The sequence below is a fragment of the Pseudomonas sp. NFACC16-2 genome (assembly GCF_900119205.1).
Lineage (GTDB): Bacteria > Pseudomonadota > Gammaproteobacteria > Pseudomonadales > Pseudomonadaceae > Aquipseudomonas > Aquipseudomonas fluorescens_Q.
On sequence record NZ_FPIX01000033.1, the window covers coordinates 23,271 to 40,320 of the forward strand.

The following is a 17,050-nucleotide window of genomic DNA, read 5'->3' on the forward strand; positions in this document are numbered from 1 at the left end:
TTGCTAAACACCCGCCAGTGCTTATCGTTCAGCCTCCCGTAAAAGAAGTCCACGCGTCCAATGGTTGATCACTCCATGCAATCCTCTGTTTCCCGCAATTCCCGTCGCTGGCTGTTCGGCCTGTTCATCGTATTGGTCGTCGCGGCGCTGACCTGGAAGTTCTGGCCCAGTGGCTCGGCGCAGAAGCCTGGGGCAGGGGATAAGGCCGCGGCGGGGCACATGGGGCGCTCGGGTGGCATGCGACCAGGGTTCGGTGGGGCGACGGGGCCGATTCCGGTACGGGTGGCGCCGGCGGTGACCGGGGATTTCCCGCTGTACTTCAAGGCGCTGGGCACGGTCACGGCGCTCAATACCATCAACGTGCGCAGCCGCGTGGGGGGCGAACTGGTCAAGATCGCCTTCGAAGAGGGGCAGATGGTCAAGGCCGGGGACTTGTTGGCCGAGATCGACCCGCGTCCGTACCAGAACGCCTTGCTCCAGGCCGAAGGCACGTTGTTGCAGAACCAGGCCCAGCTGAAAAATGCCCAGGTAGACTTTGAGCGCTATCGCGGCCTGTACGCCGAAGACAGCATTGCCAAGCAAACCCTCGACACCGCCGCGGCGCTGGTGGGCCAGTACCAGGGCACGGTCAAGACCAACCAGGCGGCGGTCAACGACGCCAAGCTCAACCTCGAATTCACCAAGATCCGTGCGCCCATCTCCGGGCGGGTCGGTTTGCGGCAACTGGATATCGGCAACCTGGTGGCGGCCAACGACACCACGGCCCTGGCAGTCATCACCCAGACCCAACCCATCAGCGTCGTGTTCACCTTGCCGGAAAACAACCTCGACACCGTGCTCGCCCGTTATCGCAGCGGGGCGAAACTGCCCGTCGAGGCCTGGGACCGGGGCGATGTGAAGCTGCAGGCCAGCGGCGTGCTGCAAAGCCTGGACAACCAGATCGATGTCACCACTGGCACCTTGAAATTCAAGGCCCGCTACGAGAACCGCGACCAGTCGCTGTTTCCCAATCAGTTCGTCAATGTCCGCCTGCTGGCCGACACCCTCAAAGGCGTGACCCTGGCGCCGACGGCGGCCATTCAGTTCGGCACCAATGGCACCTTCGTCTATGCCCTGGAGGGCGACAAGAAGGTCACCATCAAAAAGCTGAAGATCGGCGCCAGCGACGGTACGAATACCGTGGTCACCGAAGGCCTGGCCGCCGGTGACCGGGTGGTGCTCGAAGGCACCGATCGCTTGAAGGAAGGCAGTGAAGTGGAAGTGGTCAGCGACAGCCAGGAAGTGCCCACCACGCCGACCGAGCACCTGCAGGGCAAGTCCGCAGCGGTGCCCCCAGAGCCGGTTGCGGCCGACAAGGCGAAAAAGGGCGGCGCATGAATCTCTCGCGGCTGTTCATCCTTCGCCCGGTCGCCACCACCCTGAGCATGCTGGCGATCATCCTGGCCGGCCTGATCGCCTATCGGCTGCTGCCGGTGTCGGCCTTGCCCCAGGTCGATTACCCGACCATCCGCGTGATGACCCTGTACCCGGGCGCCAGTCCCGATGTGATGACCAGCGCGGTGACCGCGCCCCTGGAGCGCCAGTTCGGGCAGATGCCGGGCCTGACGCAGATGGCCTCCACCAGTTCCGGTGGTGCCTCGGTGATTACCCTGCGCTTCAACCTCGACATCAACATGGACGTCGCCGAGCAGCAGGTGCAGGCGGCGATCAACGCGGCCACCAACCTGCTGCCCACGGACTTGCCGGCACCGCCGGTGTACAACAAGGTCAACCCGGCCGACACCCCGGTGCTGACCCTGGCGATCACCTCCAAGACCATGCTGCTGCCCAAGCTCAACGACTTGGTGGACACCCGCATGGCGCAGAAAATCGCCCAGATCAATGGCGTGGGCATGGTCACCATCGCCGGCGGCCAGCGCCAGGCCGTGCGGATCAAGGTCAACCCCGAGGCCCTGGCGGCCAACGGCCTGAACCTGGCGGATGTGCGCACGCTGATCGGTGCCTCCAACGTCAACCAGCCCAAGGGCAATTTCGACGGCCCGACCCGGGTCTCGATGCTCGACGCCAACGACCAGTTGACCTCGCCCAAGGACTACGCCGAACTGATCCTGGCCTACGCCAACGGCGCGCCGTTGCGGCTCAAGGACGTGGCGCAGATCGTCGACGGCGCCGAAAACGAACGCCTTGCCGCCTGGGCCAACGAAAACCAGGCGGTGCTGCTGAACATCCAGCGCCAGCCGGGGGCCAACGTCATCGAAGTGGTGGACCGGATCAAGGCCCTGCTGCCGAGCATCACCGACAACTTGCCGGCCGGCCTGGATGTCACCGTGCTGACCGACCGCACCCAGACCATCCGAGCTTCGGTCACCGACGTGCAGCATGAATTACTGATCGCCATCGCCCTGGTGGTCATGGTGACCTTCCTGTTCCTGCGTCGCGTCAGCGCCACGATCATTCCGTCGGTGGCCGTGCCGTTGTCGCTGATCGGCACCTTCGGTGTGATGTACCTGGCCGGTTTTTCCGTCAATAACCTGACCTTGATGGCCCTGACCATCGCCACCGGTTTTGTGGTGGACGATGCAATCGTCATGCTGGAGAACATTGCTCGTTTCATCGAGGAGGGCGACAGCCCGCTGCAGGCCGCGCTCAAGGGCGCGAAGCAGATCGGCTTCACGCTGATTTCCCTGACGCTGTCGCTGATCGCCGTGTTGATCCCGCTGCTGTTCATGGCCGACGTGGTCGGACGCTTGTTTCGCGAGTTCGCCATCACCCTGGCGGTGGCGATTCTGATTTCCCTGGTGGTCTCCCTGACCCTGACGCCGATGATGTGTGCCCGCTTGCTCAAGCGTGAGCCCGAGGAAGCAGAGCAGGGCCGTTTCTACCGCGCCAGCGGCGCCTGGATCGACTGGTTGATCGCCGCCTACGGACGCAAGTTGCAATGGGTGCTCAAGCACCAGCCGCTGACCCTGCTGGTGGCGGTGGGTAGCCTGGTACTGACGGTGGTGCTGTACCTGGCCGTGCCCAAGGGGTTCTTTCCGGTGCAGGACACCGGGGTGATCCAGGGCATTTCCGAGGCACCGCAATCGATCTCCTTTGCCGCTATGAGCGAGCGGCAGCAGCAACTGGCGAAAGTGATCCTGGCGGACCCGGCGGTGGAGAGTCTGTCATCCTACATCGGCGTGGACGGCGACAACGCCACGCTCAACAGCGGTCGCTTGCTGATCAACCTCAAGCCCCACAGTGAACGGGATGACAGTGCCGCCGAGATCATCGCCCGCTTGCAGCCGCAATTGGATCGGCTGGTGGGCATTCGCCTGTTCATGCAGCCAGTGCAGGACCTGACCATCGAAGACCGGGTCAGCCGGACCCAGTACCAATTCAGCCTGTCGTCGCCGGACGCCGAATTGCTCAGCCTCTGGAGCGGGCGCCTGGTCGAAGCCCTGGCCCGACAGGCGGAGCTGACCGATGTGGCCAGCGACCTGCAGGACAAGGGTTTGCAGGTCTACCTGGTGATCGACCGCGACGCCGCCTCGCGCCTGGGCGTCTCGGTATCGAACATCACCGATGCCCTCTATGACGCCTTCGGCCAGCGGCAGATTTCCACCATCTACACCCAGGCCAGCCAGTACCGGGTGGTGTTGCAGGCCCAGGCCGGGGAACGGATCGGGCCCCAGGCGCTGGACCAGATTCACGTCAAGACCACCGACGGTGGGCAGGTACGGCTGTCGAGCCTGGCTCGGGTCGAAGAGCGCCAGGCGCAACTGGCGATTGCCCACATCGGCCAGTTTCCGGCGGTGATGATGTCGTTCAACCTTGCGCCGGGCGTGGCCCTGGGGCATGCGGTGGACGTGATCGAAAAGGTCCAGCGCGACATCGGCATGCCGGTGGGCGTGCAGACCGAGTTCCAGGGCGCGGCCCAGGCGTTCCAGGCGTCGTTGTCAAGTACCTTGCTGCTGATCCTGGCGGCGGTGGTGACCATGTACATCGTCCTGGGTGTGCTGTACGAAAGCTACATCCATCCGATCACCATCCTGTCCACCTTGCCCTCGGCGGCCATCGGCGCCTTGCTGGCGTTGATCCTCAGCGGCAATGACCTGGGCATGATCGCGATCATCGGCATCATCCTGCTGATCGGCATCGTCAAGAAGAACGCGATCATGATGATCGACTTCGCCCTCGACGCCGAACGCAACCAGGGCGTCGACCCGCAGACGGCGATCTACCAGGCGGCGTTGCTGCGCTTCCGCCCGATCCTGATGACTACCCTGGCGGCCTTGTTCGGCGCAATACCTCTGATGTTCGCCACCGGTTCCGGCGCCGAACTGCGCCAGCCCCTGGGCTTGGTGATGGTGGGCGGGTTGTTGGTGAGCCAGGTCCTGACGTTGTTCACCACGCCGGTGATCTACCTGTATTTCGATCGCCTGGGACGCCGGTTTGCCAAGCCGGAAGGGAAAGAGGTGCGGGTATGACGGTCGGGAGCTTCCGGCTGGACCCTGCGCCGCAGAACTCGGGGCAAGTGCGCTTTTTGTGGCGAGGGGATTTATCCCCGCTTGAGTGCGCAGCGCTCACAAAAGGGGCCGCTGCGCAGCCCAGCGGGGATAAATCCCCTCGCCACAAAAGCCCGGTCATTCTTTTCGGTCTTTGGTCTGAAGCCCGGAGCGGTGGCCGATGAACCTTTCCGGCCCCTTCATCCGGCGCCCCGTGGCGACCATGCTCCTGAGCTTCGCCATCATGCTGCTCGGTGGCGTGTGCTTCGGCCTGCTGCCGGTTTCACCGCTGCCGCAAATGGATTTTCCGGTGATCGTGGTCCAGGCCAACCTGCCAGGGGCCAGTCCCGAGGTGATGGCTTCGACAGTGGCAACGCCCCTTGAGCGTTCCTTCGGCGCTATTGCCGGGGTCAACACCATGAGCAGCCGTTCCAGCCAGGGTTCTACGCGGGTCATCCTGCAATTCGACCTGGACCGCGACATCAACGGTGCCGCCCGGGAAGTGCAGGCGGCCATCAATGCGTCGCGCAACCTGTTGCCCAGTGGCATGCGTAGCATGCCCACCTACAAGAAGGTCAACCCGTCCCAGGCGCCGATCATGGTGCTGTCGCTGACCTCGGAGGTGTTGGAAAAAGGCCAGCTCTACGACCTGGCGTCCACCATCCTGTCCCAGAGCCTGTCCCAGGTGTCGGGCGTCGGCGAGGTGCAGATCGGCGGCAGCTCGTTGCCAGCGGTGCGCATCGAACTTGAGCCACAGTTGCTCAATCAGTACGGCGTGGCCCTGGACGATGTGCGCACCGCCATCGCCGACAGCAACGTACGCCGGCCCAAGGGTTCGGTGGAGGACGACCGGCGCATGTGGCAGGTCCAGGCCAACGACCAGTTGGAGAAGGCCAAGGACTACGAAACGCTGATCATCCGCTACCAGGACGGCTCGGTCCTGCGGCTCAAGGACGTGGCGAAAGTCACCGACAGCGTCGAGGATCGCTACAACAGCGGTTTCTTCAACAACGATGCCGCCGTGCTGCTGGTGATCAACCGCCAGGCCGGGGCCAACATCATCGAGACGGTCAACGAGATCAAGGCGCAGCTGCCGGCGTTGCAGGCGGTGCTGCCGGCCAGCGTCAAGCTGAACCTGGCCATGGACCGCTCGCCGGTGATCAAGGCCACCCTGCATGAAGCGGAAATGACCTTGCTGATCGCCGTGGCCCTGGTGGTGCTGGTGGTGTTCCTGTTCCTCGGCAACTTCCGCGCCTCGCTGATCCCGACCCTGGCGGTACCGGTGTCGCTGGTGGGCACGTTCGCGGTGATGTACCTCTACGGCTTCTCCTTGAACAACCTGTCGCTGATGGCGTTGATCCTGGCGACCGGGTTGGTGGTGGATGATGCCATCGTGGTGCTGGAGAACATTTCCCGGCACATCGACGAAGGCGTTCCACCGATGAAAGCCGCCTATATGGGCGCCGAAGAAGTCGGCTTCACCTTGCTGTCGATGAACGTCTCGCTGGTGGCGGTATTCCTGTCGATCCTGTTCATGGGCGGCATCATCGAGAGCCTGTTCCGCGAATTTTCCATCACCCTGGCGGCCTCCATCGTGGTTTCGCTGGTGGTGTCGCTGACGCTCACACCGATGCTCTGCGCCCGCTGGCTCAAGCCTCACGTACCGGGGCAGGAAAACCGCTTGCAGCGCTGGAGCCAGGGGCTCAATGAGCGGATGGTCCGTGGTTACGCCACCAGCCTGGACTGGGTGCTGCGCCACCGGCGCCTGACCTTGCTGAGCCTGCTGGTGACCATCGGCGTGAACGTCGCGTTGTATGTGGTGGTGCCGAAAACCTTCATGCCACAGCAGGACACCGGCCAACTGATCGGTTTCGTGCGCGGCGACGACGGGCTGTCGTTCAATGTGATGCAGCCGAAGATGGAAACCTTCCGCCGTGCCGTGCTCAAGGACGAGGCAGTGCAAAGCGTCGCCGGCTTCATCGGCGGCAACAACGGCACCAACAACGCCTTCATGCTGGTGCGCCTCAAGCCGATCAAGGAGCGGGCGATTTCCGCGCAGAAAGTCATCGAACGCCTGCGCAAGGAAATGCCCAAGGTCCCTGGCGGCCAATTGATGTTGATGGCTGACCAGGACCTGCAATTCGGTGGCGGTCGCGAACAGACCACTTCGCAGTATTCCTACATCCTGCAAAGCGCCGACCTGGCGTCACTGCGCACCTGGTACCCCAAGGTCGTGGCCGCCTTCCGGGCCTTGCCGGAGCTGACCGCCATCGACGCCCGGGACGGTGGCGGGGCGCAGCAGGTGACGCTGGTGGTGGACCGCGACCAGGCCAAGCGCCTGGGCATCGACATGGACATGGTCACCGCGGTGCTCAACAACGCCTACAGCCAGCGGCAGATTTCCACCATCTATGACAGCCTCAACCAGTACCAGGTGGTGATGGAGGTCAATCCCAAGTATGCCCAGGACCCCAGCACCCTCGAGCAGGTCCAGGTGATCACCGCCGACGGCGCGCGGGTGCCGCTGTCGGCCATTGCCCATTATGAGAACAGCCTGGAGGACGATCGGGTCAGTCACGAAGGCCAGTTCGCTTCCGAGGGCATTTCCTTCGACATGGCCGAAAGTGTCACGGTGGAGCAGGGCACCGCGGCCATCGAGCGGGCGATTGCCAGGCTCGGGATGCCCGAGGACGTTATCGCGAAAATGGCCGGCACCGCCGACGCGTTCGCCGCCACCCAGAAGAGCCAGCCGTTCATGATCCTCGGCGCGTTGCTGGCGGTGTACCTGGTGCTGGGCGTGCTGTATGAAAGCTATATTCATCCGCTGACGATCCTGTCCACCTTGCCATCGGCCGGGGTCGGCGCCTTGTTGTCGATTTACGCACTGGGCAGCGAGTTCAGCCTGATCTCGCTGTTGGGGCTGTTCCTGCTGATCGGCGTGGTGAAGAAAAACGCCATCCTGATGATCGATCTGGCGCTGCAACTGGAACGTGCCGGGCAGACGCCACTGGAATCGATCCGCAGCGCTTGCCTGCTGCGGTTGCGGCCCATCCTGATGACCACGCTGGCGGCGATCCTGGGGGCCTTGCCGCTGCTGCTCGGCACCGCCGAAGGCGCGGAAATGCGCCAGCCGCTGGGCCTGACCATCATCGGTGGGCTGGTGTTCAGCCAGGTACTGACGCTCTATACCACGCCGGTGGTTTACCTTTATCTCGACAAGCTGCGCCATCGCTTCAACCGCTGGCGCGGCGTGCGCACCGATGCTGCCCTGGAAACTCCGCTATGACCGACCGTTCGCCTTTCAATCTTGCCGCAACGCTGGCGACCGCCCGTGGCTCGCGGGTACTGAGCCTGGTGCTGTGCGTGGCGATGCTCAGCGCCTGCGCCGTCGGCCCGGATTACCAGCGCCCCGCGGCGGCGGCCCCGGTGCAGTACAAGGAGGCCCAGGGCTGGCGCCAGGCCAACCCCAGCGATGCGCTGGAGCGGGGCGCCTGGTGGGAGCTCTACGGCGATACGCAACTCAACGGACTGGTGGACAAGCTCAATGCCTCCAACCAGACCGTGGCCCAGGCCGAAGCCCAATACCGCCAGGCCCGGGCACTGGTGCGCAATGCCCGTGGCGCGTTTTTCCCCACCGTGGACCTGAGCGTTGGCAAGACGCGCTCCAGCCAGGGCACCGGCAGCAGCAGTTCGAGCTTGAGCAGTTCGTCCAGCGGCATTCGCGACACCTACAGCGCCCAGGCCGGCGTCAGCTGGGAGGCGGACGTGTGGGGCAAGTTGCGCCGCACCCTGGAAGCCGACGAGGCAAGCGCCCAAGCCAGTTTTGCCGACCTGGCCGCGATGCGCCTGAGCCAGCAATCGGAACTGGTGCAGAACTACCTGCAGTTGCGGGTGATCGATGAACAGAAGCGCCTGTTGCAGACCACCGTCGACAACTATCAGCGCTCCCTGAAAATGACCGAAAACCAGTACCGCGCCGGGGTGTCCGGCAAGGACGCGGTCGCTCAGGCGCAAAACCAGCTCAAGACCACCCAGGGCGACCTGATCGACCTGATCTGGCAACGGGCCCAGTTTGAAAACGCCATTGCCGTACTGGTCGGCCTGCCGCCGACCGAGTTCAACCTGGCCGAGACCCAGGACATTCCGTCTCTGCCGCAGATCCCGGTGGCGCTGCCGTCGCAACTGCTCGAGCGCCGGCCGGATATCGCCTCGGCGGAACGTTCGGTGATGGCCGCCAACGCCAACATCGGGGTCGCCAAGGCCGCGTATTACCCGGACCTGACCCTGAGCCTCAGTGGCGGCTACAGCAGCAGTACCTACGACAACTGGGTGAGCGTGCCGAACCGGTTCTGGTCGGTAGGGCCACAACTGGCGATGACGCTGTTCGATGGCGGCCAGCGTTCGGCAGAGGTCGACCGTACTGTCGCGGCCTACGATCAGACCGTCGCCACCTATCGCCAGACCGTGCTCGACGGCTTGCGCGAGGTGGAAAATTACATGATCCAGCTCAAAGTGCTGGAAGACGAAGCCCGCGTGCGCCAGGAAGCCCTCGACGCCGCCCGCGAATCCCTGCGCCTGACGCAGAACCAGTACAAGGCCGGGTTGATTGCCTACCTCGATGTGGTGACCGTCCAGGCTACCGCCCTGAGCAACGAACGCAGCGTGCTGAGCCTGCAACAGAGCCGGTTGATCGCCAGCGTGCAGTTGATTGCGGCGTTGGGGGGGGGTTGGGATGGGCAGCTAGAGACGGATGAGTAAGCCCGAGCGAAGCAGGTCCCTGTGGCGAGGGGATTCATCCCCGCTGGGCTGCGCAGCAGCCCCAAATACTTCTGCCACTGCGGTGTGTCAGGCAGGATCAGGGAGGCGCTTCGCGCCCCAGCGGGGATGAATCCCCTCGCCACAGGGGGGTATTTGGACTGGGGGCAGGGTGGCGCCTTTGCTGGGTCGCCGGCAAGTCCCGCTTTTGGCCGATGCACTGCCTACGTCCTGTCGCGCTGGCTTGTTATAGTTCAAGCCTCTTTTCAGCCGGTAAAGGATCACTGCCATGTCGCAATACCAAGCGTTCAACGTCGAACTTGTAGACAACATTGCCCATGTGCAGATCAATCGCCCGGAAAAGATCAACTCGATGAACGCCGCGTTCTGGAGCGAGATCATCGAGATCTTCCACTGGATCGACGACACCGACGCCGCACGGGTGGTGGTGCTCAGCGGCGCCGGCAAGCATTTCTCCTCGGGGATAGACCTGATGATGCTGGCGGGCGTGGCCAACGAATTGGGCAAGGACGTAGGGCGCAATGCACGCCTGCTGCGGCGCAAGATCCTGCAACTGCAAGCCTCGTTCAACGCCGTGGACAACTGCCGCAAACCCGTGCTCGCCGCGATCCAGGGCTACTGCCTGGGCGGGGCCATCGACCTGATTGCCGCCTGCGACGTGCGTTACGCGGCCGAGGACGCCCAGTTCTCCATCAAGGAGATCGATATCGGCATGGCCGCCGATGTTGGCACACTGCAACGCTTGCCCCGGATCATCGGGGACGGCATGCTGCGTGAACTCGCTTATACGGGGCGCACCTTCGGTGCCGACGAAGCGCGCAGCATCGGCCTGGTCAATCGTGTCTACAGTGACACTGCCAGCCTGCTCGACGGTGTGATGGGCATCGCCCGGGAAATCGCCGCCAAGTCGCCGATTGCCGTGACCGGCACCAAGGCAATGATCAGCTACATGCGCGACCACCGCATCGACGATGGCTTGGAATACGTCGCCACCTGGAACGCCGCCATGTTGCAATCGACCGACCTGCGCGTGGCCATGGCCGCCCATATGAGCAAACAGAAACCTGAATTTCAGGATTGATCGACCATGATTTCACGCTGGACCACCGCAGTACTCGATACCGCTCTTGCTGGCGGCTGGGCCGTCGCCCGCAGCCCTGAGGGCTTTCTGTTCGATGACAACGGCGCGCTGTTTCCCCGCGAATGGCTCAAGCGCCAAGACCTGTCGGTCCTCGCCGAGCACGGCATCGGTCACCTGGATGGCGAACCGGTCTACCTGCTGGAATTGCACAGCTCGCTGGACATCCCGGGCTGTAACTGGAAAGGCCTGCGGGCGTTCATGCTCGAGGATGACCACACGCTGTACAAAGTGTTGGGCTATGCCGCGCAGATCGGCACCTGGGCCCGCGAACACCGTTTCTGTGGCAGTTGCGGCAAGCGCATGGGCCAGATTCCGTTGGAACGGGCCATGTATTGCGATGCCTGTGAGCTGCGGCACTATCCGCGGATTTCACCGAGCATGATCGTGTTGATCACTCGCGGCGATGAAGTCCTGCTGGCCCGTTCGCCGCGTTTCGTCCCGGGCGTCTACAGCACCCTGGCAGGGTTTGCCGAGCCTGGCGAATCGGCCGAGGATTGCCTGGTGCGCGAGGTTCGCGAGGAAGTCAGTATCGAGGTGAAGAACATTCAGTACATGGGCAGCCAATGCTGGCCGTTCCCCCATTCGATGATGCTCGGTTTCCACGCTGAATATGCCGGTGGCGACATTGTGCCCCAGGAAGATGAAATCGAGGACGCCCAGTGGTTCAACGTCTATGACTTGCCACCATTGCCGGCCTCGCGCTCCATCGCCCGCTACCTGATCGATCTGTATGTGGCGCGGCGCTTAGGCCACGCTGAACCAGTGCTGCCAGGCTAGGCGCACGGTCAAGCCCAGCACCACGGTGATGAACACCGGTCGGATGAACTTCGCACCGCCGCTGATGGCGGTGCGAGCGCCGAAGAACGCGCCGATCATCACCGACAGGCCCATGCTCAGGCCGATGACCCAGTCCACTTGCCCGGAAAAGATGAACACCGACAGCGCCGCGATGTTGCTGACGAAGTTCATGCTACGGGCCACGCCACTGGCCTTGACCAGGTCGATGGGGTAGAGCAGCAGGCTACTCACCGTCCAGAACGCCCCCGTACCCGGCCCGGCCACACCGTCATAGAAACCCAGGCTGAAGCCTTGGGGCAATTGCCATGTCTTCTTGATCGGCGCGTCGCTGTCCAGCGGTGCCTTGGGCGTGCCGCCGAACAACAGATACAGGCCGCAGGCGAAAACGATCACCGGCAGCATCTTGTTCAGCCACTCGGCGGGCAAGTAATGGGCGACGATGGCGCCGGTCAGGGCCCCGACCAGCGTGCCGACGAGGGCATGAGTCCACTGCCTTGGGTGGAACAGCTTGCGCTTGTAGAAGGTGAAGCTGGCCGTCGCCGAGCCGAAGGTCGAACTGAGTTTGTTGGTCCCCAGGACCAGATGAGGCGGCAAGCCTGCCGTCAGCAGGGCTGGCGTGGTCAGCAACCCACCGCCACCGGCAATGGCATCGATGAAACCGGCAATGAATGCGACAACAGCAAGGATAGCGAGGGTAGTGAGGTCAACGCTGAGTTCAAAAGGCATGGAATAGGCTTATTTAGCAGGTCGCAGAAGGGCTGCGGGGAAGGCCGGTATGTTACCCATAATGGTGCAGGGCTGCGACAGCCGGTTGGGACGTTGCACCGTAGACCTCAACCCCGTAAATCGCCCGTGGCGAGGAGCCTGCTCACGCAGCGCTGCGCAGCAGTCGCAAAAGGCTTCTGATATCTACCTGGCACACCGAGACCGCTGGACGATTTTTTTTTGAAATCAAGGGGTTGCCAGCCTAGGCAAATGAGTACATAATTGCGCCCATCGAACGCACTGGGACGTAAAAAATCTCAATGTTTTCAAGGAGATAGCGCTAAGCAAGTGGCTTGTTTCCTGATCAGTTTGTACCGCGGTTGATGTGGCAACATCGCATCAAACGTTCTGAGGCCGAATAGCAAAATGGTTATGCAGTGGATTGCAAATCCACCTACGCCGGTTCGATTCCGACTTCGGCCTCCACTTTTAAAAAGCTCTGTAGATCTATGATTTACGGAGCTTTTTTATTTCGAAGCATTGAAAGCTTTTGTATTGAAAAGGACATGAGCTACCTTGCTTCGCGGGGGAGGGATGTATATATTCCCCCCTCTTGCTGCACAGCCAGAACATCGGCCATTGGATTTTGCCGATATTTCCATGGCTAACCGCGCTACCGCCCGAATGGCGAAACTGGTAGACGCATGGGACTTAAAATCCCCCGCTCGTAAGGGCGTGCCGGTTCGATTCCGGCTTCGGGCACCATCTAAAATCAAGGGTTTGCGAGCGAAAGCTAATGCAAACCCTTGTTCGTTTCTGCTTCTGGAAAATTGCTGCGGAAATGGAGTCCCAGCCTGCGGGTATTTTCAGGCACAAGCCCCCACACTCGGCGTCGAGATTAGCAAGGTGAGTATCCAGGCGGTCAAATCCTCCAGGCCTTGCCCAGTACGCTAATCCTAGCCATGGAGAGGTAACGAGTGAAAACAATCGCAACGATGAGTCTGTTGGCCTTGATGAGCAGCAGCGCTGTATACGCTGGGGAGACAACCTCCGTTGATGGGAAATCGCTGGCCGTGAACTTTGGCGAGCCGACCGTCAAGCAGGTTCTGCACTATCGGAAAATGTACGATAAGAAGCCTTTTCCCGATGCGGAAATTTATTACTACAGCAACGGTTTGTACAAGATCATCTCTCAGGGAGAAAATCATTACGGAGTCTACGTCTTGCAGGGTCAACACACCGACGAGACATACACCGTAAAGTTCATTTCCCTGCCATCCCCGGATTGGGGAAATAAAACGGCGTATCACCAACTCACCTTTATTCGAGGTGATGAACAAAACGTATTTATCCAGAACGCAATTGTCGACACTGGCGAGGCGATAGCCCAGCAAAACGGGACCTATACGCAGGAAAAAAATACCGTGGTCAATCCGATCAGTACTGCCTGGCAGAAAAAGTGAGCCCATAGCCCCCAGTGGCTTGATGGCAGGTTTTCAGGCATTCTCTGATCATCTAATACTTATAAAACAATAGGTTGTATGATTTTCCTCATGCAACCTATTCGACGTTGATCATCAGTGCCGGTGCCTCACAGCCGCCGCCGAAACGCCTCGAGAATGTCCCGCGTTCCCTTTTTCATTTGCAGTTGGGCAATGGCGTCCAGCGGGTGCCAAAGGCAATCGCTGATTTCATTCTGTGGCTTGGCCGCCGTCGAGTCGCTGACCGATGCTTCGAACACATGATGTTCGGTCTGCCCGTCACTGATTCGCATCAAGTAGAGCAGGTTCTCGACGTCCAGGCCGGTTTCCTCTGCCAACTCCCGTATGGCTGCGCCGGCATGGGTTTCGCCGCGCTCGACGGTACCGCCGGGCAACGCCCAGCGGCTATTGGCTTTGCGAACCAGGAGGATGTGGCGATTTTCCTCGCAGATGACGGTCGCTCGAATTTTCATGGCCGTGCTCGATCTGTGACTGTCATTAAAGTGAAATATAACTGCAATATTTGAGCCTGGCATTAGCTGCTTCGTTCAAATATCGAATTTTTCAAGGTCTTATCCAATACGACCGCGATGGAGCGGAGAAGACTGAGCTTATTCATGCCTGCCATCGCTCCAATCCATCTCTCCGACCACTAGCACTAGGTTTTCGACCGGTTATCGCCTCAAATGAATCAGCTTCAAAAAAATGAATCCATGTTGGGTGCATTGGCCGTCCTCGATAGGGGAAGGAAGCGAGAAATGACCACCGTTGAAGACTTCAAGATCAAATCCCATGAGCTCCTGGTGGAGCTCGACACGGCGACATCGGAAATGATGAAGCTCATATGTGTTCACCAAATGAGTGGATCGACTTGGGATGAGGCGGTCCAGCGTCAACATGAGGCCTATGAGCAGTGGGTCGCTTATCTGAACGAGCGGGGATAGCCGCCAATGCGCATCGTGAGGGTGCAAATTCTTTGAACGGCGCCTTAATGGCTCTGCCTAATCCTTGAACCGACAAGAGGATTAGGCCATGTCTGAATTAGCCAGTTATTTCTGGATCGCTGTTGCGGTGCTGTTGCTGCTCGTCGATTTGTGGGCGATCGTCAGTGTCTTTCGAAGCGACAAGTCGGCCGGCACCAAGGCTGGCTGGGCCCTGCTGCTGATCATTTTGCCAGTGCTGGGCCTGGTCATCTGGGGTGTAGCCGGGCCTCGCGGGATCAAGGAGGGCCCCTCATCGCCGGAGCACAGCAAGGGCTAGCCAGGAAACGGCTGTGGCAGCCACCTCACTGGTTTATCCAATTGCCGCCGGTGGTTTCGCAGTCTTCCTGGGCCTGCTGCAACTGCTCGATACCGTAGTAGTACCACGTCACTTTTGCATGATCGGGAAGGGTGGCCGACCCTCCGCGCTTGTCCTTGCTGGTTGAGTGCGGGTTGGCCAACGCTTCCTGGGTCGGCTTCGCCTGGCATGTCGCCACGTATCCCTGGGCACAACGCTCGACTTTACGCTTTTGGGTCGTGAGCGTTCCTTTGCTTTCATTACTGCAAGACCAATCGAGGGTTTCCGCGGGCATGCCTTTGTATTCGTAGCAACTGTGGCTTTCGATTACTGGGACGGCCTGGCTCTGGGATCGAGTGATGACATCGCAGCCTTGGGCCAAGACGGCGGCGGGGCTGGCACAAACGATCAATAGCAGGATTCTGGCATTCATGAGTTTTCTCCCTTTGCGGTTTCTGCACCGGTGCCTATCCATTTCGAGGTGCAAAAAAAGCCTGCGTTCCATCGGTTTTCCAGCCCGGTAGAATTCAGGGAGAAACAGGTCTGGCGCAGCGCGTCAGCGAAACTTGGGCAGAGGGGGGTCAGCAGGCTTGAGCGACATTAGCGCGCTTTGGATCGACGGGGCATCTTTGTCGATGTCGTTGAGCCGGTCCCGGATGCGCACTGCGGTGGGATGCCCGCCTTGGTGGTCGACCCAGTCGGCGATTTCCTTGCAGGCTGCCGTGAGCCTGGCCTGACGCGATTCGAGCAAGGTGAGCAGGGTGGTGATGGACTCTTTTTCGGACATGTCACACCTCCATTCAGGGGTTGATGAGGCAGCACAAAACCCGCCAGGGGCGGGCTGTGCCGTGGTTTAAGCGTAGTTGAGTTATTTCAGGTTTGTCGAAGAATCCGGCGTCCGGCTGGACAGCCGGTGCGTCGGAAACAATGCCAATGGTGTCAGCTGGACTCCTTGACCCAGGACGGCGTGACGCTCGTCCGCCAGCGCACGTCGGTAATACCGTATTTCTCAGCCAGGGGCTTGGAGACCCGCTTGACCTTTTCTCTCCCGAATTTCGGTATGCGCCCGACCCCCGCGTCGCAACTGGCCCAATGCCAAGCCTCGGAGTTATTCATCGCTTCTGCGCGAATAATGAATGACTTGGGTTCGCCATGAAGCATGTAGTCGATGATGTAAAGCGATGGCCCGCCCATAAATCCTCCCTAATTAGTCCTATACGGATGGATACAAAGGCATGCGGAAAATTCCATCGAATTTCCAGGCGGTCAAATTAATACCGCTCAGGCTCGAGCACGGAGCAACACCAAGGCGGTCGGAGTTCGCGGCAAGGAACCAAACCCGGTTACCCTTCACCAAGGTGAGCTTCAACACCGTAGACCAGGGATCAAAGGCGACGCAGCGCGGCATCAACAAAAGGCAAAACATGAAAATAATCGCCAGGGTGCTGTTCGTCGCAGCCCTCTCCATCGGTTTGTCGGGTTGTATTGGCGCCCCCATCGAACTGACGCCGCAAACCGAGCAACGTTTGCGCGAACACCCCCCGATCCGTTTCCTGCTGACATTCGATGATGGTCCCAGTGCCTCGTCTTTCTGGAACCCTAGCCTGGAGGTGCTCGACGCACTCGCAGACAATCCGGTACAGCCCGGCATCAAGGCGGTATTTTTCCTGCAGACTCGCGCACCACGTGCTGGTGGCAGTGATATTGGCCGCTCGGTCATGCGCCGTGAACAGCAGGAAGGCCATGTGCTGGCCTTTCATACGGCGACCCACTGGCACACCAATCATCGGTCGCTGAGCCCTGATGAGCTGGAGCAATCGCTCAGCAATGGTGGGAGCGACATCGCTGCCATTAGCGGTGCGGCACCGATCTTGGTGAGGCCGCCATTCTGGAGCTTCGACAAGCGCACCGCGGCCGCCTACCGACAGCATGGCCTGCACATTCTGTTGACCGACCTGAGTGCCAATGACGGCAAAGTCTGGGGCATCACGATGAGCCCGCGGCGGCGGATCAACCTGACCCGGCAACTCTCCGAAGTGCGCGAGCGCATCGCCGCCGGGCAACTGCCAGAGGTGGATGGGGTTATTCCGGTGGTGGTGACGTTTCACGACATCAATCGTTATACCGCCCGGCATGCTCGCGAATACCTGCAAATCCTGCTCGAGAGTGCCAAGGCTACCGGAGTGAGGACTGACACCAAGCCGTTCTATGATGACCACCAGGCGCTGGAGCGAGCGGCCTTGGCTCGGACGGTCGATCACAGCGCTGAGCCCGTGCATTTGCCGGGGCTGTGGGACTGGTTGTGGGATTCGGACTCCCACTGAGGGCGCCACGAATACGGCGGGCGTCGCGACGTTCGGTTGGCCACCCAGCGCAATCCGCGT

Annotated in this window: 15 protein-coding genes and 2 tRNA genes; 12 read left to right on the top strand and 5 right to left on the bottom strand. The window is 61.0% G+C overall.

Annotated features, from left to right (window positions below; genetic code table 11):
• Positions 1 to 60: 60 nt before the first annotated feature.
• The 6 genes from BT116_RS22475 (at position 61) to nudC (ending at position 11,181) form a co-directional block, all read left to right on the top strand.
• Positions 61 to 1,377, top strand: a complete 1,317-nt coding sequence (locus BT116_RS22475; protein ID WP_072347187.1) for an MdtA/MuxA family multidrug efflux RND transporter periplasmic adaptor subunit — start codon at positions 61 to 63, stop codon at positions 1,375 to 1,377.
• Entirely contained in the window at positions 1,374 to 4,469 is a 3,096-nt protein-coding gene (locus BT116_RS22480) for an MdtB/MuxB family multidrug efflux RND transporter permease subunit (RefSeq protein ID WP_072347188.1), read from the top strand. The genes BT116_RS22475 and BT116_RS22480 overlap by 4 nt, the downstream gene beginning before the upstream one ends.
• 199 nt (positions 4,470 to 4,668) lie before the next feature.
• Entirely contained in the window at positions 4,669 to 7,773 is a 3,105-nt protein-coding gene (locus BT116_RS22485) for an efflux RND transporter permease subunit (RefSeq protein ID WP_072347189.1), read from the top strand.
• Complete coding sequence (locus BT116_RS22490; protein ID WP_072347190.1) at positions 7,770 to 9,245, top strand: efflux transporter outer membrane subunit; 1,476 nt, start codon at positions 7,770 to 7,772, stop codon at positions 9,243 to 9,245. The genes BT116_RS22485 and BT116_RS22490 overlap by 4 nt, the downstream gene beginning before the upstream one ends.
• A gap of 286 nt (positions 9,246 to 9,531) precedes the next feature.
• A complete protein-coding gene (locus tag BT116_RS22495; RefSeq protein ID WP_072347191.1) occupies positions 9,532 to 10,344 on the top strand; it encodes a crotonase/enoyl-CoA hydratase family protein in 813 nt (270 codons plus the stop codon).
• Positions 10,345 to 10,350: 6 nt separating this feature from the next.
• On the top strand, positions 10,351 to 11,181 hold the full coding sequence (gene nudC, locus BT116_RS22500; protein WP_072347192.1) for an NAD(+) diphosphatase: 831 nt from the start codon (positions 10,351 to 10,353) through the stop codon (positions 11,179 to 11,181).
• Here the strand turns inward: nudC and BT116_RS22505 are convergent.
• Positions 11,149 to 11,928 carry a TSUP family transporter gene (locus BT116_RS22505; RefSeq protein ID WP_072347193.1) on the bottom strand — a complete coding sequence of 260 codons (780 nt, stop codon included), beginning with the start codon at positions 11,926 to 11,928 and terminating at the stop codon, positions 11,149 to 11,151. The two genes, nudC and BT116_RS22505, sit on opposite strands and share 33 nt — an antisense overlap.
• A 391-nt stretch (positions 11,929 to 12,319) precedes the next feature.
• Between BT116_RS22505 and BT116_RS22510 the strand changes: the two genes are divergently transcribed.
• From BT116_RS22510 to BT116_RS22520, 3 genes are all read left to right on the top strand, one after another.
• Positions 12,320 to 12,393 (top strand) — tRNA-Cys (locus tag BT116_RS22510).
• 192 nt (positions 12,394 to 12,585) lie between these two features.
• Positions 12,586 to 12,672: transfer RNA gene (locus BT116_RS22515), tRNA-Leu, on the top strand.
• Positions 12,673 to 12,902: 230 nt separating this feature from the next.
• Positions 12,903 to 13,370 carry a hypothetical protein gene (locus tag BT116_RS22520; protein ID WP_083569184.1) on the top strand — a complete coding sequence of 156 codons (468 nt, stop codon included), beginning with the start codon at positions 12,903 to 12,905 and terminating at the stop codon, positions 13,368 to 13,370.
• Positions 13,371 to 13,498: 128 nt separating this feature from the next.
• Here the strand turns inward: BT116_RS22520 and BT116_RS22525 are convergent, their stop codons facing one another.
• Complete coding sequence (locus BT116_RS22525) at positions 13,499 to 13,861, bottom strand: NUDIX hydrolase (protein ID WP_003201745.1); 363 nt, start codon at positions 13,859 to 13,861, stop codon at positions 13,499 to 13,501.
• 285 nt (positions 13,862 to 14,146) lie between these two features.
• Between BT116_RS22525 and BT116_RS22530 the strand changes: the two genes are divergently transcribed.
• Complete coding sequence (locus tag BT116_RS22530; RefSeq protein ID WP_003201747.1) at positions 14,147 to 14,332, top strand: hypothetical protein; 186 nt, start codon at positions 14,147 to 14,149, stop codon at positions 14,330 to 14,332.
• Positions 14,333 to 14,420: 88 nt separating this feature from the next.
• Entirely contained in the window at positions 14,421 to 14,648 is a 228-nt protein-coding gene (locus tag BT116_RS22535) for a PLD nuclease N-terminal domain-containing protein (RefSeq protein ID WP_042731642.1), read from the top strand.
• Between the two features lie 25 nt (positions 14,649 to 14,673).
• Here BT116_RS22535 and BT116_RS22540 read toward each other — a convergent pair whose 3' ends face one another.
• The 3 genes from BT116_RS22540 to BT116_RS22550 all read right to left on the bottom strand — a co-directional run bounded on the left by BT116_RS22540 (position 14,674) and on the right by BT116_RS22550 (position 15,860).
• Positions 14,674 to 15,099 (bottom strand): hypothetical protein, encoded by a 426-nt coding sequence (locus tag BT116_RS22540; RefSeq protein WP_072347195.1) that lies wholly within the window; start codon positions 15,097 to 15,099, stop codon positions 14,674 to 14,676.
• Between the two features lie 123 nt (positions 15,100 to 15,222).
• The gene (locus tag BT116_RS22545; RefSeq protein ID WP_072347196.1) at positions 15,223 to 15,453 is read right to left on the bottom strand and encodes a hypothetical protein; all 231 of its coding nucleotides are present in this window, start codon (positions 15,451 to 15,453) and stop codon (positions 15,223 to 15,225) included.
• Positions 15,454 to 15,605: 152 nt separating this feature from the next.
• Positions 15,606 to 15,860, bottom strand: a complete 255-nt coding sequence (locus tag BT116_RS22550) for a DUF6555 family protein (protein ID WP_072347197.1) — start codon at positions 15,858 to 15,860, stop codon at positions 15,606 to 15,608.
• A gap of 230 nt (positions 15,861 to 16,090) precedes the next feature.
• On the opposite strand from BT116_RS22550, the gene BT116_RS22555 reads away from it, so the two are divergent.
• Positions 16,091 to 16,990 (top strand): polysaccharide deacetylase family protein, encoded by a 900-nt coding sequence (locus BT116_RS22555; RefSeq protein WP_072347212.1) that lies wholly within the window; start codon positions 16,091 to 16,093, stop codon positions 16,988 to 16,990.
• Positions 16,991 to 17,050: the final 60 nt, after the last annotated feature.